Here is a 24,341-nt window from a genome sequence, read left to right on the forward strand (position 1 = left end):
GCGAAACCGTGACCCTTCACCTTCAAGCCGCAGGCTTGGCCTGCGAGCGCGACTGGCGCCTGCTGTTCGAGCAGCTCGATTTCGAGCTGGGCGCTGGCGACATGTTGCAAATCAGCGGCCCCAATGGCAGCGGCAAGACCAGCTTGCTGCGCCTGCTGGCCGGCTTGATGCAGCCTACCGCCGGGCAGATTCTGCTGGGCGGCAAGCCACTGGCCGAACAGCGCCACGCTTTGGCCAGCATCCTGCTGTGGATCGGCCACGCTGCGGGCATCAAGGACCTGCTCAGCGCCGAGGAAAATCTCACCTGGCTGTGCGCGTTGCACCAGCCGGCCAGCGGCGAGGCGATCTGGGCGGCGCTGGAGGCGGTAGGGCTGCGCGGTTTCGAAGACGTACCCTGCCATACCCTGTCCGCTGGCCAGCAGCGCCGCGTGGCCCTGGCCCGGCTGCACCTGGCTTGCCCGCCGCTGTGGATTCTCGACGAACCGTTCACCGCTCTGGACAAGCAAGGCGTGGCTCAGTTGGAAGCGCACCTGGCGGCCCACTGCGAGCAGGGCGGTACGGTGGTGCTGACCACCCACCACACGCTGGAGCGCAAGCCCTACGGTTACCGTGAACTGAACCTGGGGCAATGGGCGGCATGAGCGTATTCATTTCGCTGTTGCGTCGCGAAGCGCGCCTGCTGTTCCGTCGCCCTGCCGAGCTGGCCAACCCCCTGGTGTTCTTTGCCATCGTCGTTGCGCTGTTTCCCTTGGCGGTTGGTCCGGAAAGCCAATTGTTGCAAACCTTGTCGCCTGGGCTGGTCTGGGTAGCGGCACTGTTGGCAGTGCTGCTGTCGCTGGACGGCTTGTTCCGCAGCGACTTCGAGGATGGCTCGCTGGAGCAGTGGGTGCTGTCGCCGCACCCGCTGGCGTTGCTGGTGCTGGCCAAGGTGCTGGCGCACTGGACCTTTTCCGGGCTGGCACTGGTATTGTTGGCGCCGCTGCTGGCGCTGATGCTGGGGCTGCCGAGCCATTGCCTGCCGGTGCTGCTCGGCTCCCTGCTGCTGGGCACGCCGGTATTGAGCCTGCTGGGTGCGGTGGGTGCGGCACTGACGGTCGGTCTGAAGCGCGGTGGTTTGTTACTGGCGTTGCTGATACTGCCGTTGTATATCCCTGTATTGATCCTGGGCAGTGGTGCGTTGCAAGCGGCATTGCAGAATATGCCGGCCACCGGCCACCTGCTCTGGCTCGCCAGCCTGACGGCCCTGGCTGTAACCCTGGCACCCTTTGCGATAGCGGCCGGCCTGAAGATCAGTGTCGGTGAATAACGAGTCTCGGGCTCTCAAGCCCGGCAAATACCCTGGATGTACCCTGATGAAAATAAGCTGGACGTGGTTCCACAAGCTGGGCTCCCCGAAATGGTTCTATGCCATCAGCGGCCGCATGCTGCCATGGCTGGCCGGCGCTGCCGTGCTTCTGCTGCTGGTCGGTATCACCTGGGGCCTGGCGTTCGCCCCGCAGGACTACCAGCAAGGCAACAGCTTCCGCATCATCTACATTCATGTGCCGGCGGCGATGCTGGCGCAGTCCTGCTACGTGCTGCTGGCAGTCGCCGGGGTAGTGGGGTTGGTGTGGAAGATGAAACTGGCCGACGTGGCCCTGCAATGTGCCGCGCCCATCGGCGCCTGGATGACCGCCGTGGCGCTGGTGACCGGCGCCATCTGGGGCAAGCCGACCTGGGGCAGCTGGTGGGTGTGGGACGCCCGCCTCACGTCCATGCTCATTCTGCTTTTCCTGTACTTCGGCATCATTGCGCTGGGCCAGGCGATCAGTAATCGTGACAGCTCGGCCAAGGCGTGCGCCGTGCTGGCAATCGTCGGCGTGGTCAACATCCCGATCATCAAGTACTCGGTGGAGTGGTGGAACACCCTGCACCAGGGCGCCACCTTCACCCTCACCGAAAAGCCGGCGATGCCCGCAGAAATGTGGCTGCCGTTGCTGTGCACGGTGTTGGGTTTCTACTGCTTCTTCGGTGCCGTGCTGTTGCTGCGCATGCGCCTTGAAGTGCTCAAGCGCGAGGCGCGCGCCAGTTGGGTCAAGGACGAAGTGTTGAACAGCCTGGGGCGGAGGGCCGCACAATGAGCTTTGCCACCTTCGGTGATTTTCTCGCCATGGGCCACCATGGCCTGTATGTGTGGTCGGCCTATGGCATCTGCCTGGCGGTGCTGGCGCTGAATGTCGCCGCGCCGCTGCTGGCCCGTCGTCGCTATCTGCAAGAAGAGGCGCGCCGTTTGCGCCGGGAGAACAACCAGTGAATCCGCAGCGCAAGAAACGCCTGTTGCTCATCGTCGGCCTGCTGGTCGGTGTCGGGGTTGCCGTCGGCTTTGCCTTGAGCGCACTGCAGCAGAACATCAACCTGTTCTACACGCCCACCCAGATCGCCAATGGCGAAGCGCCGCTGGACACCCGCATCCGTGCTGGCGGCATGGTCGAAAAAGGCTCGGTGCAGCGCTCGTCCGACTCGCTGGACGTGCGCTTTGTGGTCACCGACTTCAACAAGTCGGTGCCGATCACCTACCGCGGCATCCTGCCCGACCTGTTCCGCGAAGGGCAGGGCATCGTCGCCCTGGGCAAGGTCAACGCCGAAGGCGTGGTGGTGGCCGATGAAGTACTGGCCAAGCACGACGAGAAGTACATGCCGCCCGAGGTCACCAAGGCCCTGAAGGAAAGCGGCCAGGCCGCCACCGGTACGGAGGCCAGACCATGAACGCAGCGCTGGTGATCCCCGAACTTGGCCAATTGGCGATGATCCTGGCCATCTGCTTCGCCGCCGTGCAGGCCAGTGTGCCGCTGCTCGGCGCCTGGCGTGGCGACAGCCTGTGGATGAGCCTGGCGCGGCCGGCGGCCTGGGGGCAATTCGCTTTCCTGGCCTTTGCCTTCGCCTGTTTGACCCATGCCTTCATGACCGACAACTTCTCGGTCGCCTATGTGGCCAGCAACTCCAACAGCGCCTTGCCCTGGTACTACAAGTTCAGCGCCGTGTGGGGCGCGCACGAGGGTTCGCTGCTGCTCTGGGCGCTGATCCTGGGCGGCTGGACCTTTGCCGTGTCGGTGTTTTCGCGGCAGCTGCCGCAGGTGATGCTGGCCCGCGTGCTGGCGGTGATGGGCATGATCAGCGTCGGCTTCCTGAGCTTTTTGATCATCACGTCCAACCCGTTCCAGCGCCTGCTGCCGCAAGTGCCCACTGACGGCCGCGACCTCAACCCGCTGCTGCAGGACTTCGGCCTGATCGTCCACCCGCCCATGCTGTACATGGGCTATGTGGGCTTCTCGGTGGCCTTTGCCTTCGCCATTGCCGCTTTGCTCGGTGGCCGCCTGGACGCTGCCTGGGCGCGCTGGTCGCGGCCGTGGACCATCATCGCCTGGGCCTTCCTGGGTGTGGGTATCACCCTGGGCTCCTGGTGGGCCTACTACGAACTGGGCTGGGGCGGCTGGTGGTTCTGGGACCCGGTGGAAAACGCCTCTTTCATGCCCTGGCTGGTGGGCACGGCACTGATCCACTCGCTGGCAGTGACGGAGAAGCGTGGCGTGTTCAAGAGCTGGACCGTGCTGCTGGCGATCGCCGCGTTCTCGCTGAGCCTGCTGGGGACGTTCCTGGTGCGCTCCGGCGTGCTGACCTCGGTGCATGCCTTCGCCTCCGACCCGTCACGGGGTGTGTTCATCCTGATCTTCCTGCTGTTCGTGGTCGGTGGTTCGCTGACCCTGTTCGCCCTGCGTGCCCCGGTGGTCAAAAGCCAGGTGGGCTTTGCCCTGTGGTCACGCGAGACGCTGCTGCTGGCCAACAACCTGGTGCTGGTAGTGGCCGCTGCGATGATCCTGCTCGGCACCCTTTACCCGTTGGTGCTCGATGCCCTGACCGGGGCCAAGCTGTCGGTGGGCCCGCCCTATTTCGATGCCTTGTTCCTGCCGCTGATGGCACTGCTGATGGTGGTGCTCGGCGTCGGCGTGGTGGTGCGCTGGAAGGACACCCCTGGGAAGTGGCTGGCGAGCATGATGACGCCGGTACTGATCGCCAGCGCAGTGCTGGCGCCAGTGGCCGGTTTCATCGTCGACGACTTCGACTGGCCGACCCTGACCGCCTTTGCCCTGGCTGCCTGGGTGGTGCTCAGCGGGTTGCGCGACATTCTCGACAAGACCCGCCACAAGGGCCTGGCCAAAGGCGTACGTGGCCTGACGCGCAGCTACTGGGGCATGCAACTGGCGCATCTGGGGCTTGCGGTGTGCGCGCTTGGCGTGGTGCTGTCGAGCAACAACAGTGCCGAGCGTGACCTGCGCCTGGCGCCGGGTGAAAGCGTGGAGCTGGCGGGCTATCAGTTCCTGTTCCAGGGCGCCAAGCACTTCGAAGGGCCGAATTTCAGTTCCGACAAGGGCACCGTCGTGGTCAGCCGCGATGGCCGTGAAGTGACCACGCTGCACCCCGAGAAGCGCCTCTACACCGTGCAGCAGTCGATGATGACCGAGGCCGGCATCGATGCTGGTTTCACCCGCGACCTGTACGTCGCCTTGGGCGAGCCGCTGGACAACGGCGCCTGGGCCGTGCGCGTGCATATCAAGCCTTACGTCCGCTGGATCTGGCTGGGCGGTCTGTTGACCGGCCTGGGCGGTTTGCTGGCGGCCCTCGACCGGCGCTATCGCGTCAAGGTCAAGACCCGGGTGCGTGATGTCCTGGGCGTGTCTGGAGCAGCTGCATGAAGCGTTGGATCATGGTGGTGCCACTGGCGGTATTCCTGCTGGTGGCTGTTTTCCTCTACAAAGGCCTGTTCCTCAAGCCCGACGAGCTGCCCTCGGCAATGATCGGCAAACCGTTCCCGGCGTTTTCCCTGGCCTCGACCCAGGGTGATCGCACCCTGACCCAGGCCGATCTGCAAGGCCGCCCGGCGCTGGTCAACGTATGGGCCACCTGGTGCCCGTCGTGCAAGGTCGAGCACCCTTACCTGAACCAGCTTGCCGGGCAGGGCGTGGTGATCTACGGCATCAACTACAAGGACGACAATGCCGCCGCCCAGAAGTGGCTGGCCGACTTCCACAACCCCTACCAGCTGGATATTCGCGATGAACAGGGCAGCCTGGGCCTGGACCTGGGCGTTTATGGCGCGCCGGAGACGTTCCTGATCGACGCCAAGGGCATCATCCGCTACAAGCATGTGGGCGTCGTCGATGCCAGCGTGTGGCGCGAGCAACTGGCGCCGCTGTACCAGGGCCTGGTCGACGAGGCCAAACCATGAAGCGCTGGCTTGCGGCCGCAGTATTGGCTTTGAGCATGGCCGGCGTGGCCAAGGCGGCGATCGATACCTACCAGTTCCGCGACGACGCCGAGCGTGAGCGTTATCAGCAGCTGACCAAAGAGCTGCGCTGCCCCAAATGCCAGAATCAGGACATCGCCGACTCCAACGCACCGATTGCCGCCGACCTGCGTCGTGAGATTTTCCGCATGCTGGGTGAAGGCAAGAGCAACCAGCAGATCGTCGATTTCATGGTCGACCGCTATGGCGATTTTGTGCGCTACAAACCAGCCCTCACTGGGCGTACCTGGCTGCTCTGGTTCGGCCCGGGCATTCTGCTGGTCGGTGGCTTTGCGGTGCTGTTGGTGATTGTCCGCCGGCGCCGTGTGCCAGCTACCTTGGGCTCGCAGGAGCTGTCCGTCGAAGAACGCGAACGTCTCGCCAAACTGCTGGAAAAAGAACAGAACCATGACTGAATTCTGGCTTGGTGCGGGCCTGCTGCTGCTCGCCGCCCTCAGCTTTCTGCTGATCCCGATCCTGCGTGGCCGTCGCCAGCAGCAGGAAGAAGACCGTACTGCGCTGAACGTAGCGCTGTACCAGGAACGTGTCGCCGAACTGGCTGCCCAGCAGGCCGCCGGGGTGCTGGATGACGCGCAACTGGCCAGCGGCCGTGATGAGGCCGCCCGTGAACTGTTGGCCGACACCGAAGGCGCCGAAGCGCCGCGCCAGGGGCACCTGGGCAGGGTGCTGCCGCTGCTGGCCGCTGTGCTGGTGCCGTTGGTGGCGCTTGGTCTGTATCTGCACTTTGGTGCTGCGGACAAAGTGCAGTTGACCCAGGAGTTCGCCGCGGCGCCCAAGACGATGGAAGAAATGACCACGCGCCTGGAGCGCGCCGTCCAGGCTCAGCCGGATTCGGCCGAGGGCCTGTATTTCCTGGGCCGCGCCTACATGGCCGAGCAGCGCCCGGCAGATGCCGCCAAAGCCTACGAGCGCGCCGTGGCCCTGGCCGGCCGCCAGCCAGAATTGCTGGGCCAATGGGCCCAGGCCCTGTATTTCGCGGCCAACAAGCAGTGGAGCGCACAGGTGCAGGCGCTGACCGACGAGGCCCTCAAGGCCGACCCCAACGAAGTGACCAGCCTTGGCCTGCGCGGCATTGCGGCATTCGAAGGCGAGCGCTACCAGGAAGCCATCGACTACTGGAACCGCCTGCTGGCGCAACTGCCTGAAGGCGACGCCTCGCGCGCGGCCTTGCAAGGTGGCATCGACCGTGCGGCAGAGCGCCTGGGCGGCAACGCTGGCAAGCCTGCGACCCCGGTGGCAGCACGCCTGAAGGTCCGGGTCGAGCTGGCCCCGGCGCTCAAGGATGAGGTCCAGCCCGGCGATGCGGTGTTCATCTTCGCCCGGGCTAGCAACGGCCCGCCCATGCCGCTGGCGGCCAAGCGGGTGACCGTGGCCCAATTGCCGCTGGAGGTCGAATTGTCTGACGCCGATGCGATGATGCCGCAGATGAAACTGTCCGACTTTGCCGAAGTCCAACTGGTTGCAAGGGTATCGCGCGCTGGCCAGCCCACCCAGGGTGAGTGGATCGGCCAAGGCGCACCGCTGCCCAGCACCACCCAGGCCACCCAACTGCTGATCATCGACAGCCCCGACCGGTAAGAGAACCCGCCATGCGAAACGTCGTCCGCCTGACCCTGATCACTCTCGCCGTGGGTTTGTCTGCGTGTACGGTGCGCGAGCCGTACGAACAGCCGGCCCCACCGATCGAAACGGTGCCTGCGCAAAAGGGGCCGGTGGTCAAGCCGCTGCCGGGTAGCCAACCCTCCACGCAGCCGAGCAAACCGGCCGCGACACCCAAACCGATGCCGCGGACCTCAGCAAGCTTTGCCCCACCACCGGGGGGCGCCAGCCATTGGGATCCGAAGCTGGGTGTTTATGTGTTGGAGAAGAAACCCAATACGTTCTACCGGCAGCGCACCTATTACCGCTATGACAATGGCTGGAGCTGGTCTCTGAGCCCGGATGGCCCGTGGCAGGAGACCGACAGCAGTGGTGTACCCGGTGGGCTGGGCCGGGCGTTCGCTCAGTAATCGCGTTGTGTTTTCTGGCCGTGTCGTCGGCAAGCCGGCACGGCCAGTAGCAAGCAACCGATACAGTACAGTTTACCCGCGATTTACCGATTGACTGTACCGCCCGCCGACTCCGCATAATGCCCCTTCGAATTAGAGCCGGAGGGGTGCATGAGCAAGACAGTCCTGGTGTTGGTGGAAACCGTCGATGATTACCTGCCCCTGCTCGAACAGGCCGGCTACCGGCTGATTCGCGCACCGTCTGCGCAGCTGCGTGGCGACGCCATCCGCCGCCATGGCGCTGAAATCGATGCGGTGCTTACCCGCGGCCCGCTGGGCCTGACCGCTGCTGAAATCCAAGCGTTGCCCCACTTGCAGATCATCTGCGTGATCGGTGCCGGTTACGAACAGGTCGACCTGGCCGCCGCCGCTGCTCGTGGCATCACCGTCACCAATGGCGCTGGTGCCAATGCCGCCGCCGTGGCCGACCACACCCTGGCGATACTGTTGGCCCTGCTGCGCGACATTCCCCGCGCCGATGCCGGTATCCGCCTCGGTGCGTGGAACCGGGTCATCAGCCCCTCGGTAAGTGGCAAGCGCCTCGGCATCCTCGGCTTGGGCGCAGTTGGCCGGGCCATCGCCAAACGTGCCAGCCTGGGCTTCGACATGAGTATCTGCTATCACAGCCGCACGCCGCGCCAGGACGTGCCTTACACCTGGTACGACAGCCCGTTGCACCTGGCCGATGCCGTAGACATTCTGGTCGTAGCCACCCCGGGCGGTACCAATACCCATCACCTGGTCGATGCTCGGGTGCTTGAGGCATTGGGCCCCGAGGGCTACCTGGTGAACATCGCCCGTGCCAGCGTTGTGGATACCCCGGCGCTGATAAGTGCCCTGCAGCACGGGCAACTCGCAGGCGCAGCACTTGATGTGTTCGATGACGAACCGGCCGTGCCCGACGCCTTGAAGGCCCTCGGCAATACCGTGCTCACCCCGCATGTAGCCGGGCAATCCCCTGAAGCGGCGCGTGACACGGTGGCCTTGGTCCTGCGCAATCTACAGGCCTTCTTTGCCGGCGAACCGGTACTTACACCCGTCCATCTGTAACGTTCGTTTTTAATTCTGCCCGGCGCTGGCTGGGCCACAAGGAGTGTTCGCATGCAACTCGAGATCTTTCAGGTCGATGCCTTTAGCGCAGAACCGTTCGGTGGCAACCCGGCTGCAGTGATTGCGCTTGAAAGCTGGCTGCCTGATGACGTGCTTCAACGCATCGCCGAAGAGAACAACCTCTCCGAAACCGCCTATTTCGTGCGCAATGGGGAGACCTTTGACCTGCGCTGGTTCACCCCGGCGGTGGAGGTCGACCTGTGCGGCCATGCCACCTTGGCATCGGCCTATGTGCTGTTCGAGCAGTTGGGCGAGCAGGCTGAAGTACTGCGCTTCAACACCCGCAGCGGTGAATTGCGGGTAAGCCGAGGCGCCGACGGCTTGCTGGCCATGGACTTCCCGGCCAAGCAGCCGGCCGCCGTCGAGGCGCCCGCCGGTTTGCTCAAGGCACTGGGGCTGAGTGGGGCGAGTGCGGTGTATCGGTCCGACGACTATGTAGTGATGATCGATGACGCCTCGCTTCTGGACCCGCTGCAGCCGGACTTCGTCGCCTTGTCGGCGTTCGATGTGCGGGGTATCGCCGTGACCGCTCCCGGGCGCGGATACGATTTCGTCACGCGCTGGTTCGGCCCGCGAGTGGGTGTCAACGAAGACCCGGTCACAGGTTCTGCGCACACTTCGCTTGCGCCTTTGTGGGCGCAGCGGTTGGGCAAGAGCACCCTGACCTGTGAGCAGGGTGGTGCGCGCAAGGGCCAACTGCACTGTGAAGTGCCGGGCAATGGCCGAGTGATCATCAGCGGGCGGGCGGCGCTCTACCTACGCGGCAACGTGTTCGTCTGACCGGCCTGGTGGGGTTGCGAGCCATTGCGCGGGGGCGATCTATACTTGCCCTCCACCCAACGCAAGGAGCCTCACCATGACCCTGGAAAAGCACGGCAGCTGCCTTTGTGGGGAAACCCGGCTGCACGTCACCGTCGACACTACCCACATCAGCGCTTGCCATTGCAGCATGTGCCGCAAGTGGACCGGTGGGCCATTGCTGGTCGTTCACTGCAGCCAGCCACCGGTCATCGAAGGGCGTTCGCCCAGCGTCTACGATTCTTCCGATTGGGCCCAGCGCGGTTTTTGCGGGCGCTGCGGCACTCACCTGTATTACCGGCTCAAGGCCAACGATTTCTACGCGGTGCCGGTGGGCCTGCTGGACGGCGATGAGGCCTGGGATTTCGACCTGCAGATATTCGTCGAGCAGAAACCTGCCTGGTACTGTTTTGCCAACCAGACTACCGAGCTGACGGGCCAGCAAGCTTTCGAGCAATTGGGGTGAGTGGTGCTTGCCAATGCCGTGCATTCCTGAGAAAAGGGCGGCCTTGAATGTCACCCTTGGAGCATGCCCATGAACAGCGAACTGCAAATCACCGACCTCGTCGAAGGCGACGGTAAAGCTGCCGTCAAAGGCGCCCTGATCACCACCCAGTACACTGGCTGGCTGGCCGATGGCAGCGAGTTCGACTCGTCCCGGTCGCGCGGCAAACCGTTCCAGTGCGTGATTGGCACGGGCCGGGTGATCAAGGGCTGGGACCAAGGCCTGATGGGCATGCGCGTAGGGGGCAAACGCAAGCTGCAGGTGCCTGCGCACCTGGGTTATGGAGAGCGCAGCGTGGGTGCGATCCCACCGAATTCGGACCTGACGTTCGAGATCGAGTTGCTCGAAGTGTTGACGCGGGATGACTGAGCCTCGGGCGCGGCTGGCAGGCTTGGAATAATTTCGCAACATGTGTGGGTTACCGTAGGTCTTGCCCAGGGAGGAACCAAACGCGTTGAGGGCACTCTGACCCCTACTCGTTGGCCAGGGATGGCATTCACTACAAGGATGCCGGGCCTCTTGGGCCTCAGGGCAGTGTGGCGGGTCGACCCAAATTGTCTGCCACAAGAGCCTGCCTTCATGAAGTTGCCCACGTTTGTTCGCCGTCGTCGCCATCTGCTGCTGGGCCTCGCACTCGCTGCTGCGGCGGTGCCCTTGGCCCTGGAAGTGGTCGAAAACCGCGTTCAACCTGTCGACGGTACCCAGACCCTGGTGTTTCTGCGCCATGCCGAAAAACCCGGCGAAGGGTTGGGGCAGTTGAACTGTCAAGGCCTCAACCGCGCGCTGGACCTGGCCAGGCTGCTGCCTGAGCGCTTCGGCAAAGCCGATTTCGTCTTCGCCGCCAACCCGACACGAGAGGTCGAGGAAGGCGTCAATGACCAGCGTTACAGCTACATCCGCCCACTGATGACCATCACCCCGAGCGCGATACGTCTCGGCTTGCCGGTGAATATCGATTACGGTGCGAACGATACCGATGAGCTCGCGGATGAGTTGCTCAGCGGCAAATACCGCAACGCCACTGTCTACACTGCCTGGTCCCATGGTTACCTGCCGGAGCTGATCAATACCGTCGCCGGCAAGGCGCTGGGTGAGGACCGGGTGATCACCGAGGACTGGCAGGGCGACGATTTCGACACCCTGTATGTGCTGACCCTGACCTGGCGCGACGGCAAGGCCAGCCTGCTCAGCCGCAACGTACGCCAGGGCCTGGATGGCGGTGCGCACAGCTGCCCGACCTGATTCGTGGTCACTGTCCTGGCAACCAAGCTGAAGCATCAGGCAAGTGTTGGTGCTGCTGGGTTTGGAGCTGCTGGTCTATCGGCCTTGTGGGTGCTCGGCGTTTGGCCTGGATGACAAGGCGACTGCGCTGGCCCTATCGCCGGCAAGCCGGCACACCGCGACCGCGCAGTTCTTCAGGCCTGCGCTTCACCTGTGGAAGCAACCGTCTTGCTCAACTTCTAAAAGCCGGCGCAATCCGTGTGGGAGCCGGCTTGCCGGCGATTGGGCCGCATGGCGGCCCTGATGCAAAAGCGGATCAGACAGTCCAGATTTCCCCGCCGAGGGCTGCTGTGCAGCCCATCGCCGGCAAGCCGGCTCCCACCGCGACCGCGCAGTGCTTCAGTCCTGCGCTTTACCCGTGGAAGCAACCGACTTGCCCAATTTCTGAAAGCCGGCCCAATTGGACTGCCCCCAGGGGCCGACGGTGCTGCTGGTCTGTGGGGGCGGGAATGCGCCTTGGCGCTTACCGGCCGAATCGCATCGGCCAGCCCACGACTTTCTTCGCCCGCGGGGTGGCATAGGTCCGCACCTTGGAGGTGCTCAGCCCCATCCGCACCAACGACTCGGCAATGGTCACCGCCGCGCTCACGCCATCGACCACCGGCACCCCGGTGCGCTGACGAATCTGCTCATCCAGCCCGGCCATGCCGCCACAGCCCAGGCAGATCACCTCGGCCTTGTCATCGCGCACCGCCCGCTCGGCTTGTTCGACGATCGCCTGCACTGCACGCTGTGGGTCCTCCTCCAGTTCCAGCACGGCAAGGCCACTGGCGCGCACCGAGGCGCAGCGGTCGTACAACCCCGAAAGCCTCAGGCGGTCTTCGATCAGCGGCACGGTACGGTCCAGGGTGGTCACCACCGAGTAGGCGTGGCCCAGATACAGTGCCGTGCTGGCGGCGGCATCGGTGATGTCCACCACCGGCACGTTCAGCAGTTCCTGCAGGCCTTCGCGGCCATGTTCGCCGTAGCCGGCCTGGATCACGGCATCGTACGGCCCCTCATAAGCCAGCACGCGGTCCATGACGGCGATGGCAGCCAGGTAGCTCTCGAAATTGCCCTCCACCGACTCGGCACCGAACCAGGGGGTCAGGCCGATGATCTGCGTGTCGGGGCCCGCCACGCTACGGGCCTGCTCGGCGATGGCCTCTGTGATGGCTTCGGTGGTGTTGACGTTGGCGATCAGAATACGCATGAGCACTGCTCCTTGATCAGTGGCTGCTGTGGTCGACGGCGATGCATTCGCCGCTGACATCAGCGTATTGACGGTTGCGAGGGGCGATCAGCAGGTACAGCGCGGCGGCGATGCCGGCACCGATCAGCCAGGAAAACGGCGCGATGGCATGGAAGTTGGGCACCAGCGCCAGGACGATGGCCAGCAGCGCTGCCGGCAGGAACGCGGCGACGGCACGCAGGTTGATGCCCTTGCTGTAGTGGTAAGCCCCGGCCGGATGTTCGCTGTACAGCTCCGGCACGTTGATGCAGCCTTTGCGCAGCAGCCAGTAGTCGGCCATGATCACCCCGTACAGTGGGCCCAGCAGGGCGCCCAGGCCAGACAGGAAATAGACGATCACCAGCGGGCTGTTGTAGAGGTTCCATGGCAGGATCAACACGGCCACGGTGGCGCTGATCAGCCCTGCGCGGCGGAAGTTCAGGTGCCGCGGCGCCAGGTTGCTCAGCACGAAGGCCGGGGCGACGAAGTTGGCCATGATGTTCACCGCCACGGTGACGATCAGGAAGGCCAGGCAGCCGAGGACCAGGAAGGCCGTATTGGGGATGCTGGCAACGATCTGGGTCGGGCTGTCGATGATCTGGCCGTTGATCTGGAACTGTGCGCCGCACAGCACCACGGTGATCAGCGCGAAGACCACGATGTTCACCGGCAGGCCCCAGAAGTTGCCGACGCGGATGGTCTTGCGGCATGGCGAGGAACGGGCGAAATCGCAGAAGTTGAGCACCAGGGTGCCGTAGATCGCCAGCCACAGCGCGCCGCCGGCGAATATGTTGCGCCACATCTCGTACCCGGTCAGCGGCTCGGCCACCGACCAGGCGATACGCGCGTCGGCCTTGAAGTACATGAACACCGCCAGGCTGGCGACGGTCAGCAGGATCACCGGGCCGGCGAATGCCTCATAGCGGCGCACCATCTCCATGCCGTAGGCGAGGATCACCAACTGCACCAGCCAGATTGCCACGAAGCACACCCAGCCCAGGCTCGACAGGCCGAGGATGCTGTCTTGGTCATAACTGGCGAGTTGCGGCCACACCGCCGTGAGTAGCACGCGTAGCACCACTGAAGCCAGGTAGGTCTGGATGCCGAACCAGGCGATGGCGATCACAGCACGGATCAGCGCGGGAATTTGCGCGCCATGAATGCCGAAGGCAATGCGGCTGATTACCGGGAACGGCACGCCGGTCTTCTGCCCCATGTAGCCGGAAAGGTTCATGAAGAAGTACACCAGCGCGGCGCCGATCGCCAAGGACAGGAGAATCTGCCAGCCGCCGAGGCCAAGCGCGAACAAGCCCATGGCGAAGGAGTAGTTGGCAATGTTGTGCACATCGTTGGTCCACAGCGCGAAGATGCTGTAGCGCCCCCAGCGGCGGCCTTCGATACGCGTCGGCGCCAGGTCGCGGTTATGCAGGCGCGGGCTGAGTTCAAGTTGCGGCGCATGGCCGGCCAGGGAGGACGAGGGGTGGGTGCTGGCGACGGATAGTTCAGGGGCAAGGTCGAGGCTGGTACTCATTCCGGCAGGCTCCTGATGCACGTGGACTGCGATGAGCGGGCATGCGCACGGGCTCGCCATCTCGTCAGTGCAGCGTTGGCATCACTGGGTTCTGGGCGCGGCGGCCGGGTTGGGGCGGCGTCGCGGGTTCTTGTGTATTTATGTTTTGTTCAACTTGTATACAAAACACGAACACACAAAAGCGAGTTCCATGCCAGGCGGAGAACGTACTTCAAGTTGCGTTTACTTCAAAACTATCGCTTTGAAAGCTAAGTAGATGAATTGACGGCACTATAAATTGACCAATTGAACAGGTTTAATTTTATTCATGCATAATTAGTTGATCATTTGGTCAGATTTAGTTGCGCAGCGTATGTAACGTATTGGGGCATTGCTAGCACTTATGCACACAAAAATGGCACTTAAGGTGACGTTTGTGTGTACAGGCGTGGGTCAGGTTTTCCGGCGCTTCAATTCATCGGCGGCAAGCGCCGCTTCACCGGGCTTTTCTTGATGATCGCCGTGTTGGTTTCAGCGAGCACATTGATACGGTCGAGCAGGGTGTCGAGCTGTTCCATCGACCGCACATGCAGCCGGGCAATGAAGCAATCCTCGCCCGTTACCTTGTCGCACTCGGTGAACTCGGGAATCGCGATAATCTGCCGTTCCACTTCCTGCAGCTGCCCGGGCAGCGGGCGAATGCGTACGATGGCCTGCAATTGGTAACCAAAGCAGCGCGGATCGACATCCACGGTGTAACCGCGCAGTACGCCGCGCTCTTCCAGGCGGCGCAGGCGCTCGCTGACGCTGGGTGCAGACAGGCCACTGATGTGCGCCAGCGCTTTGAGTGAGCGGCGGGCGTCTTCCATCAGGGCGTTGATCAGGAGCTGGTCGATGGCATCGGTCATATACGCCTCATAAGGTTCAATTGCTGGTTTGCCTTGATAGTAAAGGCTGAGGAGGCATTTTTCCTTGGTTATCCGCTGGAGGGCCAACTGTGGGCCTCTGCATACTGTCCGTCATCGTCAAGGGAGGTGTGAGATGGACAGTTCGTTGCGCCGTGGCTCGCTGGAAATGGTCGCTGCCATGCTGATTTCCGGGACTATCGGCTGGTTCGTGCTGGTATCGGGGCAGCCGGTCCTGGAAGTGGTGTTCTGGCGGTGTGTGTTTGGCACCGGCACGTTGCTGCTGGTCTGTGCGGCGCTCGGCTTTCTCAAACCTGGTGTGATCAGCCGCACGGCCTTGCTCTTGGCAATCGCCAGCGGCGTGGCCATCGTCGGCAACTGGGTGTTGCTGTTCGCCTCCTATTCGCGGGCGTCGATCGCGATCGGCACCGCGGTGTACAACGTGCAGCCGTTCCTGCTGGTGGGGCTGGCGGCAGTGTTTCTGGGCGAGAAGATCACTGTGGCCAAGGTCACCTGGCTGAGCGTGGCGTTCCTCGGCATGCTGGCCATCGTCAGCGCCCATGGCGCAGGGCAGGGCAGCGGTGAAGAGTACCTGCTGGGCATTGCCCTGGCGCTGGGGGCGGCGTTTCTTTATGCCATTGCCGCGTTGATCATCAAGCGCCTGAACGGCACGCCACCGCATCTTATCGCCCTGATCCAGGTAGCGACCGGGGTGTTGCTGTTGGCGCCGTGGGTCAGGCCGGGCGGTCTGCCTGGCGAGCCCTCGGCCTTGGCCAGCCTGGTGATGCTGGGCGTGGTGCACACCGGGCTGATGTATGTGTTGCTGTACAGCGCCATCCAGCGCCTGCCCACGGCATTGACCGGCGCCCTTTCATTCATCTACCCGATCGCCGCGATCCTGGTCGACTGGGTGGCCTTTGGGCACCGCCTGGTGCCGTTGCAATGGCTTGGTGTGGCGTTGATCTTGCTGGCGGCGGCGGGCATGCAGCAGGGGTGGTGGTTCCGTTCGGCGCCGATCACTGCCAAAGGCCAGTGAGGCGCGGTTGCGCGCCCCACCAGCAGCCTCGCGGGGTAGAATGCTTCCTTTTATTTGCTTGCGACCCGCCATGACTTCGCCGATCCACACCCTCGAACAGCATCTGCTTACCGCCCTCGACCCCGCACCCCAGGAAACCCGTCGCCTGTTTCACGGCCGCGGCCGTTGCTGGCCGGGGCTGGAGCAGGTCACCGTCGACTGGTTGCAGGGCGTGCTGTCGGTAGCGCTGTTCCGTGAGCCAGCCGCAGGCCAGCTGGCCGAACTGCAGGCCATGCTGCGCACCCTCGCCGCGCGCCCGCAGTGGACCGGCCAAGCGATCCTCATCCAGCACCGTTACTTGCCGGACAGCCCGGGTGAGTGGTTGTGGGGCGAGCCGTGCCAGCAGCGCGAAGTGGTCGAAGATGGCCTGACCTATTTGCTCGACCTGGGCGTGCGGCAGAACAACGGTCTGTTCCTCGACATGCGTTACGGCCGCCGATGGGTACGTGAACAGTCGGCGGGCAAGCGTGTGCTCAACCTGTTCGCCTACACCTGCGGCTTTTCGGTCGCGGCGATCGCCGGTGGTGCCGAGCAGGTGGTCAATCTGGACATGGCCAAGTCGGCGCTTTCGCGTGGCCGCGACAACCACCGGCTCAATGGCCACGATGCATCACGGGTGGCGTATCTGGGGCATGAGTTGTTCAAGTCGTGGGGTAAGGTGCGCAAGTACGGCCCCTACGATTTGATCATCATCGACCCGCCCACCTTCCAGAAAGGCAGTTTCGTGCTGACCCAGGATTACGCGAAGATCCTGCGGCGCTTGCCAGAGTTGCTGACCAAGGGTGGCACTGTGCTGGCGTGCGTGAACGATCCGGGCATCGGGCCGCAGTTTCTGATCGACGGGATGGCGGAGCAGGCCCCAGCGTTGGCTTTCGTGGAGCGTTTGGATAACCCGCCGGAGTTTCCGGATGCCGATCCGGCGGGTGGCTTGAAGGCCTTGGTGTTTCGCGATGAATCACCAGCCTGATGTAGTCGGGAAGCTTCACTTGGGCGCAATGATGGCGCTCAGGTGAAGGCAGCACGCGATTACGGGTTGGTATAGATCTGGTCGAACACGCCACCATCGTTGAAGTGGGTCTTTTGCACGGTGCGCCAGTCACCGAAGGTTTTCTCCACCGACAGGAAATCGACCTTGGGGAAGCGGTCGGTGTACTTGGCCAGTACCGTTGCATCACGCGGACGCAGGTAATTCTGTGCGGCGATTTCCTGAGCTGCCGGCGACCACAGGTACTTGAGGTATTCCTCGGCCACGGCCTGGGTGCCCTTCTTGGCTACCACCTTGTCGACCACGCTGACCGGCGGTTCGGCTTCGGCCGATACGCTCGGGTAGACCACTTCGAACTGGTCGCGGCCGAATTCGCGGGCGATCATTTCGGCTTCGTTCTCGAAGGTCACCAGCACATCGCCGATCTGGTTGGTCATGAAGGTCGTGGTAGCAGCGCGACCGCCGGTATCCAGTACCGGCGCCTGCTTGAACAGCTTGCCGACGAAGTCACGGGCCTTGGCCTCGTCACCGCCTTGCTTGAGCACATAGCCCCAGGCCGACAGGTAGGTGTAGCGGCCGTTACCCGAGGTCTTGGGGTTGGGCACGATTACCTGCACGCCGTCCTTGAGCAGGTCGGGCCAGTCTTTCAGGGCTTTGGGGTTACCCTTGCGCACGATGAACACAGTGGCCGAGGTGAACGGCGCGCTGTTGTTGGGCAAACGGGTGACCCAATCGTCCGGCACCAGCTTGCCGATGTCGGCAAGCGCGTTGATGTCGGTGGCCATGTTCATGGTGATGACATCGGCCGGCAGGCCATCGATCACCGCGCGCGCCTGCTTGCTCGAGCCGCCGAACGACATCTGTAAGTTGACCTTCTCGTCATGCTCGGCTTCCCAGTGCTTCTGGAAGGCCGGGTTGTAGTCTTTGTAGAAGTCACGCATCACGTCGTAGGACACATTCAACAGGGTCGGGGCGGCGTGGGCCAAGTTGCCCAGCGCCAGGCCGGCCGCCAGCAGCGAGGCGGTGAATAGCTTTTTCACGAAGCATTCCTTGTTAGGGTTCAGAGGGTTGGCAGTGTGCCAGTGACTATAGCCGTTCGCTTCGCGGCGATTAAAGACCGAATGGCTCTTTGCTTATGCGCGCGCCCAGGCGGGTGTTAGGTATCTAACCACTTTCAGCCCTGGGCCATACCTAAGCTCGCGCCTCCCGAAGGAGGAGCGCGCCATGACTTACCAAACCGACCCGCAGCCCGATGGACTTGCCCTGGAACAGGCCTTCCAGGATCAATTGATTGCCGCACGCCTGCCCCAGTGGCTGCGAGCAGCCCGCGCCGAACATTTGCCGGGCCTGAGTGAGGCGTTGCGCCAGAGCCTGGCCTTGCGTCAGCAACTCAGTGCAGTGCTTGCGCGCCTGGAAGGTATCGACAGTTTCGCGAAAAGCCGTCTGGAGCAGGCCTTGGAAGGGCCCGATGGCGAGCCTTTCAACGTGCATCTCTGGTCCTTCATTGCCGGCCACCGTGAACCGGTGATCAATGCACAGCCTGTGGGCGTGCACCTTACCGAACTGGTGTATGACGACATGCCGCTGCTGGAAGCGGCGCTGCGCAATTTCACTGAAGATCAAGCCGAGGAGGGCGGCCAGCCGCGGGGTAACCGGCTGACCAGTGCACGTAAAGGCGCTGCCAAACCACCGTCGGCCGTGGCGTTTGCCAAGCTGTGTCGCAGCCTCGACCTGGGCGGTCAATATCAGGCTCACCTCAACAGCGTGCTGCTGGCGCCGACAGCCCAGGGCGCAAGCGTCGCGATGCTGTTGGGTAACGCCCAACGCCAGCAGATGCTGGTGGACGCCTACAAGGCCAGGCAGAGGGGGGTACTCGACGACGACGAACTGCAGATGATTGTGGGGTTATGCCGCGACGGCACGCCGCCGCGCCTGCAAGGCGATCCGGTGATGGCCAGGCAACTGAGCCTGGTGGGCTGTACCCTGGAGCAGATAGTGCTGCTGGACGTCATCGATGAGGGTTGGGTTCGCAACACCACCCGGCGTTTGCTGGCGTACGTGCCGGATGATCCCCATGGGTCGTGGTGTGTGTCCAGCAGCCTGCGGCATCTGGCCAATGACCTGGGCCGGCGGCTACGTACGCGTGACTACCAGCGGTTCTTCAGCCGCTTCGTGCGGCGTCGGGACAGTCAGGCATTTTTCTCTGTGATCATCCCGGCTTACGCTGATCTGGCGGATTGGGCCAACTACGACCTCGATGAGCACATGCAGGCCCTGCGCCTGCCATTGTTCGAAACCCTGGGCACGGCGCGTATCGCGCAGATCAAGGATGACGCGGCGATGATCGCCGCCCCAGTCGCCAGCATCGATCGGGCCGTGCAGCAGGCGCACGACCAACGCCTTGCCGCAGAGGGCTGGGCGCTGCTGAACCTGGCTGGCCTGTTCATTCCGGTGATCGGCACAGGTTTGCTGGCATTCACTGCATGGGGCTTGCTCAAGGAAGTGTTCCATGGCGTCGAGGCCTGGCATGAAGGCGACACCAGCGCGGCGCTCGATCACTTGACCCATGTCGCTACCGACCTTGCCGTGATGGGCGCCACTGCTGTCGGTGTGGGGGTGGCACTGCGTACCTGGCGGCGCTCGCTGAGGGTGGACAGCTTGCTGCCTGAGCAACTGGAAGACGGTAGTACCCGGCTGTGCCGTCCGGTATTGGCCGATTACCGCAGCGTGCCACCCCTGCAGGCGCACGTGGATGAAGAGGGCGTGCATCGGCTCGATGGCCGCGCCTGGGTCGAGATGGAGGGCCACTGCTACCCCGTGGTGCAGCATGGCGCACAGGGTGAGTGGCAACTACGCCCGCGTGACGGGTATGGCCCGCAGCTGCGCCACAACGGCGCGGGGGCGTGGCGCCTGTGGTTCGAGCAGCCGGCGCAGTGGGACGACCGCTATGGTTTGTTTCGCCGGCTTGGTGGACGCCTGCACGCGTTGGATGATGAGCGGATCGAGCAGATTCTGCTGATCCACGACCTGCACGCCGATCACCTGCGCGCCCTGCATGTCGAGGGCCAGGCCCCCGACGCTGTGCTGCTCGACAGCGCCGAACGCTTTGTGCTGGACCGGCGTATCAGCGTACTGATCGAGCGCCTGCGCGCCGGGCAGCCGGTGGATGATGCTGCGCTCTTGCAGCAAGCACGCGCATTGCCTGGTGGCCAGGGGCTGGGCGAGCAGGCGTTGGCCGAGCTGGCCGCCGCTCGCCGTCGGTTGCTCTTCCAGCAGGCCTACGCCGCTACCCAGCCTCCATCGAGTGCAGAAACCGCAGTGCTGCGTCGCGTCTTTCCAAGCCTGCATGAATCGGCGGCACGCGCTTTGTGGCGCACTGCTCACTTGGCAGACCGCGAGCGACTGGCCGACAGCGGGCGCGTGGCGTTGAGGCTTGCTGAGGCGGCGCGCGTGCATGTCCGGCGGATTCGTCAGGTCAGGGTGTTCGAAGCGTTCTACCTGGAAGTGGAGCAGCAGCTGGACCTTGCCCGGGTGGCGCTTGCCATGCTCAGGCACTTGCCAGCGGGCGGTGGCGTGCGCTGGGCCTTGTTCGATGGCGATGCCGGTGCCCCCTTGCTGGTCACCGGGGAAGGCGGCCCTGAATGTGCGATCCGCCATGAAGATGGCCAGTTTCGCCGCCTGGATGGCGCAGGCCAGCCGCTGGGCCAGGCTGGCGAGCTGTTCGAGGTCATGGCCTCTGCCTATGACGACCCCCTGCGCGATACGTTGGGGGTCGGCGAGCCATTCGCCCACAACTTGCGCGTACTGCTCAGCCGCCAGGCCGTAGCGCATCGCGCCGAGGTCACTCAGCTGTTGGGTGAACAACCCTCGCGCGGCTGGTTTCGCCTGCCGCAGCGCCAGCCCGATGGTCGTCTGGGCTACCCGCTGAGCGGGCGGCGTGGAAGGCCTGCACAAGGGTTGTTCGCCTCAGTGCGCAATTTGTACCCAGGCTTCTCCGACGAGCAGATACTGGCCTGGATCGAAGGCCTGCGCACCTCAGGCAGCGATGTCCATGGGGAAATCACCCGGCTGGGCAACGAGCTTGCGGCGTTGCGCGAACGGCTGCAGCAGTGGGAGCGTCAGGCAGCATCACGGGGCCTGCGAGAAGAGCGCCGTTATTTCCGGCGTTGCCTGATCGACTGCTGGCAGCGGCGGATCACTGCGGGGGTGAACGATATCCAGGCGCCGCAGAGTTTCCGCTTTGCCATGTTCGCTGCCATGCCCGGCCAGTTGCCAGAGCTGCCCTCCCACGTCAGGTTTTCCCATATTTTTGAACTGGCGTTGTTGGGGATGCAGCTAGAGGACATTCCCGTGGCATTCCTGGGCGCTTTTCCAGAGCTTCGCATCCTTGAGCTCAGTGGCAATCGCTTGAGCCGCGTGCCGGCGGCGATCGCCCAGATGCCCAGCCTGAACGAGCTGGACCTGTTCAACAACCGCATCGTGCTCGACCCGGAACAGGCGGGCATCCTCGCCCATTGCGAGTCCCTGGAGTACCTCAACCTGTCGTTCAACCCTTTGGGCCGCGGCTTTTCTCTGCGCGCGCTGCCTCGGTTACGACGGCTGTATTTGCGCAATACCGGCCAGACGGAGTTGCCGCCCGGGGTGCTGCGTTGCCCCGACCTGCTGCAAGCCGACTTGCGCGACAACCGTATCGCCACATTGCCTGCAAGCTATTATCGGGCACCGGTATGGAGCCGGCGCATGCTCATGCTCTGGGGCAACCCGTTGAACGATCACGACCTTGAGGGCCTGCAGACGTCGATGCCACACCTGGACATGGAAGCGCAACCGGGGACCACTTTCTTGCGTCAGCGCTGGCTGGACAGCGCCAACGTGCTGGCACGTGACGAACTGTCGGCGTGCTGGGAGGCGCTGGAGATGGAGCCCGGTGGCGACGACTTCTTCCGGTTGCTGGGCCGCTTGCTGGACACCGCAGAGTTCCGGCAGAACGGCGAAGCACTGGCGGAGCGGGTGTTCATCATGCTGCAGGCCATGCAGGAGCACGCCAGCCTGCGAGAGATGTTGTTCCATCAGGTCAACCAGCAACTCACTTGCCAGGACAGCGTGGCGTTGTGTTTCAGCAACCTGGAACTGAGCATGCTGGTCTGGCGTGCGCGTATCGAGGCCGGGAGTGGCGATCAGCAGGGCGCCTTGCTGCACCTGGGCCGACAACTCTGGCGGTTGGATGAGGTCGATCGCATCGTTGTGGAGGACATTCAAGCTCGCCGCGCCGCAGGCGCCGATCCGGATGAGATCGAAGTGGGCCTGGCCTATCGCGTGGCCTTGCGTGATGCACTCGATCTGCCCGCCCAACCTGGGAGCATGCTGTTTACCGCAGTGGCCGGCGTGGGGCCTGAACGCGTGGAGGCGGCGCGAGCGCGGGTGCAGGCAAACGAGACAGATGAGCAGATTGCCGTCTCACTGGCTCAGCGCGAATTCTGGCAGGAGCATCTGCAGCGCACGCAGGCAGCACGCCTGGAGGCGGCCGATGCGCCCTTCCACACGCGCATGCAAGCATTGCTGGAAAGCGCCGATTCGGTACCCGAGGCCGAATACCTGGCCAGGGTCGGGGTCGTCCACGCCGAGCGCCAGGCAGCGCGCAGCGACGTGCTGCTGGCGTTGACACGCGAGGCGCTGGCGCAGGATCAGTCGCGCTTGCCGAACAGTGCCTGACCACAGCGCGAGCAGAATGCCGCGTCGTGGCCATGCGTGCTTTTCTGGCAGTTTGGGCAGTCATGGTGCAACTGTTCGCCACGCATGGCATTGGCCAGTTCGGCAGTGAAAATCCCGGTGGGCACGGCGATGATCGAATAACCGGTGATCATCACCAGCGAAGACAGTACCTGCCCCAGCGGCGTCTTGGGCACGATGTCGCCGAAGCCCACGGTGGTGAGGGTGACGATCGCCCAATAGATGCCTTTGGGGATGCTGGTAAAACCGTGCTCCGGCCCCTCGATCACATACATCAAGGTGCCGAACACAGTCACCAGTGTCGATACGCTGAGCAGAAACACGATGATCTTCTGCTTGCTGCCGCGCAGTGCCGCCATCAGGTAATTGGCTTGGTTCAGGTACTGGCCAAGCTTGAGCACCCGGAAAATCCGCAGCATGCGGATTACCCGGATGATCAGCAGGTACTGCGCGTCGCTGTAGTACAGGGCGAGGATCCCGGGCACGATCGCCAGCAGGTCGACCAAGCCATAGAAGCTGAAGGCGTAGCGCATGGGCTTGGGCGAGCAGTAAAGGCGGGTGATGTACTCGGCCAGAAAAATCGCGGTAAAGCCCCATTCGATACCCGCCAACAGGCCTGCGTAGTTCTGGTGCACCTCATCGATACTGTCGAGGATGACGGTGACCAGGCTGGCCAGGATGATCAGCAGCAGCGTCTTGTCGAAGCGCCGGCCGGCGACGGTGTCGGTCTGGAAAACGATGACGTAGAGCCGTTCGCGCAGGCTCATAGGGTTATTCATGGGCTCGTTCCACAAAAGCAATGGGGTGAGCCTAGGGGTTGCGTTTCAGCTGTGCAAGCGGCTGGCATTGCGTTGCCTGGGTTGTGCCAGGTGGCTGCCCAAGTGCATCAGCCAACAGGCGGCGACGAACGGTGCGGTCAGGCCGGGAGCCGGTAGCAGCTTGAACAGCGATTGCAGCACTACCGCCAAGGCAATCGCCAGCACGGTCACCCAGGGCTTTTCACTCTGTCTGCTGAAGGCCAGCGCGGCCAGTGCGGCGTTGAAGCCGTGCAGACCCAGCCAGGCAGATTGCGCTTCGGCGAACAAGCCCACGCTGCCACCGATGGCCGAGCCGATGACAGCCCACATTGCGGCATAGGGATTGGCGACGAACATGCCGACAATGATCAGTACGCCGGCCAATGGCTGGTCGAGCAGAAAAATCTGACCTACTCCCCGCGCCAGGGCATACAGCGGGTCGGCTTCGACGAAGCCGCCGGGCGAGGGGCTGGCGAACAGCAGCATGGCCCAGCCCAGCAGCACGAACGGTGCGGTATAGGCAATCAGCAGCTTGCCGCCGCGCTTGCGCCACTGGTGGGTAATGATGCTGGACAGCCCGCCAGCCGCGATGATCAGTGGCGGCAGAATGGCCGACCAGGGCAGCACGGCGCTGATCAGCAGGCCGATGAGCACGCCGTTGTAGCTGTACAGCCCGGCCTGGCGGTCAGCGCGGTCGTAGCCGCGGGCCTGGGCGGTGAGCAGGCCGGCCAGGGCGCCGAGCAGGGCGCCGCCGACCAGGTTGGGCGCGGTCAGCAGAATGGCCAGCAGGCAGCACAGCCCGCACAGGGGGTTGCGCAGCAGCAGCACCTGGCTGAAGCCGTTGAGCAGCGCCGTGGCCCAGTCGGGGCACGGGTTGACGAAATTTTTGGTGTACATGGGCAGTCGGCAAGGTTGATGGAAGAGCGGTGGGCCTCTTTGGGCCTCGGTTTTCCGCGTGTCTGTCGTTGCAGTGCCAGGGGAGGGCGTTGCTTGAAGCCACTCAGTCAAGCGCTTTGCAGCCGCTTCACGGCCCGCCGCTGGCAAGC

General features: G+C 63.7%; 24 protein-coding genes. 18 read left to right on the forward strand and 6 right to left on the reverse strand.

Features of this window, described 5'->3' with window-relative positions:
• Positions 1–8: 8 nt before the first annotated feature.
• From ccmA to ACIPZC_RS14020, 15 genes are all read left to right on the forward strand, one after another.
• The gene (gene ccmA / locus ACIPZC_RS13950; RefSeq protein ID WP_400627527.1) at positions 9–641 is read left to right on the forward strand and encodes a cytochrome c biogenesis heme-transporting ATPase CcmA; all 633 of its coding nucleotides are present in this window, start codon (positions 9–11) and stop codon (positions 639–641) included.
• A complete protein-coding gene (gene ccmB, locus ACIPZC_RS13955; RefSeq protein WP_241804551.1) occupies positions 638–1,306 on the forward strand; it encodes a heme exporter protein CcmB in 669 nt (222 codons plus the stop codon). The genes ccmA and ccmB overlap by 4 nt, the downstream gene beginning before the upstream one ends.
• A gap of 46 nt (positions 1,307–1,352) precedes the next feature.
• Entirely contained in the window at positions 1,353–2,120 is a 768-nt protein-coding gene (locus ACIPZC_RS13960; protein WP_241804550.1) for a heme ABC transporter permease, read from the forward strand.
• A complete protein-coding gene (ccmD, locus tag ACIPZC_RS13965) occupies positions 2,117–2,293 on the forward strand; it encodes a heme exporter protein CcmD (protein WP_012273475.1) in 177 nt (58 codons plus the stop codon). Before ACIPZC_RS13960 ends, ccmD begins: the two co-directional genes overlap by 4 nt.
• Positions 2,290–2,745, forward strand: coding sequence for a cytochrome c maturation protein CcmE (gene ccmE, locus ACIPZC_RS13970; RefSeq protein ID WP_241804549.1), 456 nt, complete (start codon positions 2,290–2,292; stop codon positions 2,743–2,745). The genes ccmD and ccmE overlap by 4 nt, the downstream gene beginning before the upstream one ends.
• A gap of 11 nt (positions 2,746–2,756) precedes the next feature.
• On the forward strand, positions 2,757–4,730 hold the full coding sequence (locus ACIPZC_RS13975; protein ID WP_400627595.1) for a heme lyase CcmF/NrfE family subunit: 1,974 nt from the start codon (positions 2,757–2,759) through the stop codon (positions 4,728–4,730).
• On the forward strand, positions 4,727–5,263 hold the full coding sequence (locus tag ACIPZC_RS13980) for a DsbE family thiol:disulfide interchange protein (RefSeq protein ID WP_267817660.1): 537 nt from the start codon (positions 4,727–4,729) through the stop codon (positions 5,261–5,263). The genes ACIPZC_RS13975 and ACIPZC_RS13980 overlap by 4 nt, the downstream gene beginning before the upstream one ends.
• A complete protein-coding gene (locus tag ACIPZC_RS13985; protein ID WP_400627531.1) occupies positions 5,260–5,736 on the forward strand; it encodes a cytochrome c-type biogenesis protein CcmH in 477 nt (158 codons plus the stop codon). The genes ACIPZC_RS13980 and ACIPZC_RS13985 overlap by 4 nt, the downstream gene beginning before the upstream one ends.
• Positions 5,729–6,919, forward strand: coding sequence for a c-type cytochrome biogenesis protein CcmI (gene ccmI / locus ACIPZC_RS13990; RefSeq protein WP_400627533.1), 1,191 nt, complete (start codon positions 5,729–5,731; stop codon positions 6,917–6,919). Before ACIPZC_RS13985 ends, ccmI begins: the two co-directional genes overlap by 8 nt.
• Before the next feature lie 11 nt (positions 6,920–6,930).
• Positions 6,931–7,350 (forward strand): hypothetical protein, encoded by a 420-nt coding sequence (locus tag ACIPZC_RS13995; protein WP_267817654.1) that lies wholly within the window; start codon positions 6,931–6,933, stop codon positions 7,348–7,350.
• A gap of 150 nt (positions 7,351–7,500) precedes the next feature.
• On the forward strand, positions 7,501–8,439 hold the full coding sequence (locus tag ACIPZC_RS14000; RefSeq protein WP_400627535.1) for a 2-hydroxyacid dehydrogenase: 939 nt from the start codon (positions 7,501–7,503) through the stop codon (positions 8,437–8,439).
• 51 nt (positions 8,440–8,490) lie between these two features.
• Complete coding sequence (locus ACIPZC_RS14005) at positions 8,491–9,279, forward strand: PhzF family phenazine biosynthesis protein (RefSeq protein ID WP_400627537.1); 789 nt, start codon at positions 8,491–8,493, stop codon at positions 9,277–9,279.
• 76 nt (positions 9,280–9,355) lie between these two features.
• Positions 9,356–9,763, forward strand: a complete 408-nt coding sequence (locus ACIPZC_RS14010; protein WP_400627539.1) for a GFA family protein — start codon at positions 9,356–9,358, stop codon at positions 9,761–9,763.
• A gap of 69 nt (positions 9,764–9,832) precedes the next feature.
• Positions 9,833–10,171, forward strand: a complete 339-nt coding sequence (locus ACIPZC_RS14015) for an FKBP-type peptidyl-prolyl cis-trans isomerase (protein ID WP_241804541.1) — start codon at positions 9,833–9,835, stop codon at positions 10,169–10,171.
• A gap of 210 nt (positions 10,172–10,381) precedes the next feature.
• A complete protein-coding gene (locus tag ACIPZC_RS14020) occupies positions 10,382–11,044 on the forward strand; it encodes a histidine phosphatase family protein (RefSeq protein WP_400627541.1) in 663 nt (220 codons plus the stop codon).
• A 502-nt stretch (positions 11,045–11,546) separates the two neighbouring features.
• Here the strand turns inward: ACIPZC_RS14020 and ACIPZC_RS14025 are convergent.
• The 3 genes from ACIPZC_RS14025 to ACIPZC_RS14035 form a co-directional block, all read right to left on the reverse strand.
• Positions 11,547–12,275 carry an aspartate/glutamate racemase family protein gene (locus ACIPZC_RS14025; protein ID WP_241804539.1) on the reverse strand — a complete coding sequence of 243 codons (729 nt, stop codon included), beginning with the start codon at positions 12,273–12,275 and terminating at the stop codon, positions 11,547–11,549.
• 16 nt (positions 12,276–12,291) lie between these two features.
• On the reverse strand, positions 12,292–13,824 hold the full coding sequence (locus ACIPZC_RS14030) for an NCS1 family nucleobase:cation symporter-1 (protein WP_241804538.1): 1,533 nt from the start codon (positions 13,822–13,824) through the stop codon (positions 12,292–12,294).
• A 449-nt stretch (positions 13,825–14,273) separates the two neighbouring features.
• Entirely contained in the window at positions 14,274–14,711 is a 438-nt protein-coding gene (locus ACIPZC_RS14035; RefSeq protein ID WP_241804537.1) for an Lrp/AsnC family transcriptional regulator, read from the reverse strand.
• Positions 14,712–14,844: 133 nt separating this feature from the next.
• On the opposite strand from ACIPZC_RS14035, the gene ACIPZC_RS14040 reads away from it, so the two are divergent.
• Together ACIPZC_RS14040 and ACIPZC_RS14045 are read left to right on the forward strand one after the other, a co-directional pair.
• On the forward strand, positions 14,845–15,744 hold the full coding sequence (locus tag ACIPZC_RS14040; protein ID WP_241804536.1) for a DMT family transporter: 900 nt from the start codon (positions 14,845–14,847) through the stop codon (positions 15,742–15,744).
• A gap of 70 nt (positions 15,745–15,814) precedes the next feature.
• A complete protein-coding gene (locus tag ACIPZC_RS14045; RefSeq protein WP_400627544.1) occupies positions 15,815–16,750 on the forward strand; it encodes a class I SAM-dependent methyltransferase in 936 nt (311 codons plus the stop codon).
• A gap of 59 nt (positions 16,751–16,809) precedes the next feature.
• Here ACIPZC_RS14045 and ACIPZC_RS14050 read toward each other — a convergent pair whose 3' ends face one another.
• On the reverse strand, positions 16,810–17,808 hold the full coding sequence (locus ACIPZC_RS14050; protein ID WP_400627546.1) for a sulfate ABC transporter substrate-binding protein: 999 nt from the start codon (positions 17,806–17,808) through the stop codon (positions 16,810–16,812).
• Positions 17,809–17,992: 184 nt separating this feature from the next.
• Between ACIPZC_RS14050 and ACIPZC_RS14055 the strand changes: the two genes are divergently transcribed.
• Positions 17,993–22,480: an NEL-type E3 ubiquitin ligase domain-containing protein gene (locus ACIPZC_RS14055; protein ID WP_400627548.1), complete on the forward strand. Its 4,488-nt coding sequence runs from the start codon at positions 17,993–17,995 to the stop codon at positions 22,478–22,480.
• On the opposite strand, the gene ACIPZC_RS14060 is transcribed toward ACIPZC_RS14055, so the two are convergent.
• Both ACIPZC_RS14060 and ACIPZC_RS14065 read right to left on the reverse strand, forming a co-directional pair.
• Positions 22,453–23,277 (reverse strand): ion transporter, encoded by an 825-nt coding sequence (locus ACIPZC_RS14060; RefSeq protein WP_267817634.1) that lies wholly within the window; start codon positions 23,275–23,277, stop codon positions 22,453–22,455. The two genes, ACIPZC_RS14055 and ACIPZC_RS14060, sit on opposite strands and share 28 nt — an antisense overlap.
• Positions 23,278–23,322: 45 nt before the next feature.
• Positions 23,323–24,192, reverse strand: coding sequence for an urea transporter (locus tag ACIPZC_RS14065; protein ID WP_400627550.1), 870 nt, complete (start codon positions 24,190–24,192; stop codon positions 23,323–23,325).
• Between the last annotated feature and the right edge of the window lie 149 nt (positions 24,193–24,341).

Origin of the sequence: Pseudomonas sp. NPDC089743 (genome assembly GCF_044748785.1) — a bacterium.
GTDB classification, from domain to species: Bacteria; Pseudomonadota; Gammaproteobacteria; order Pseudomonadales; family Pseudomonadaceae; genus Aquipseudomonas; species Aquipseudomonas putida_X.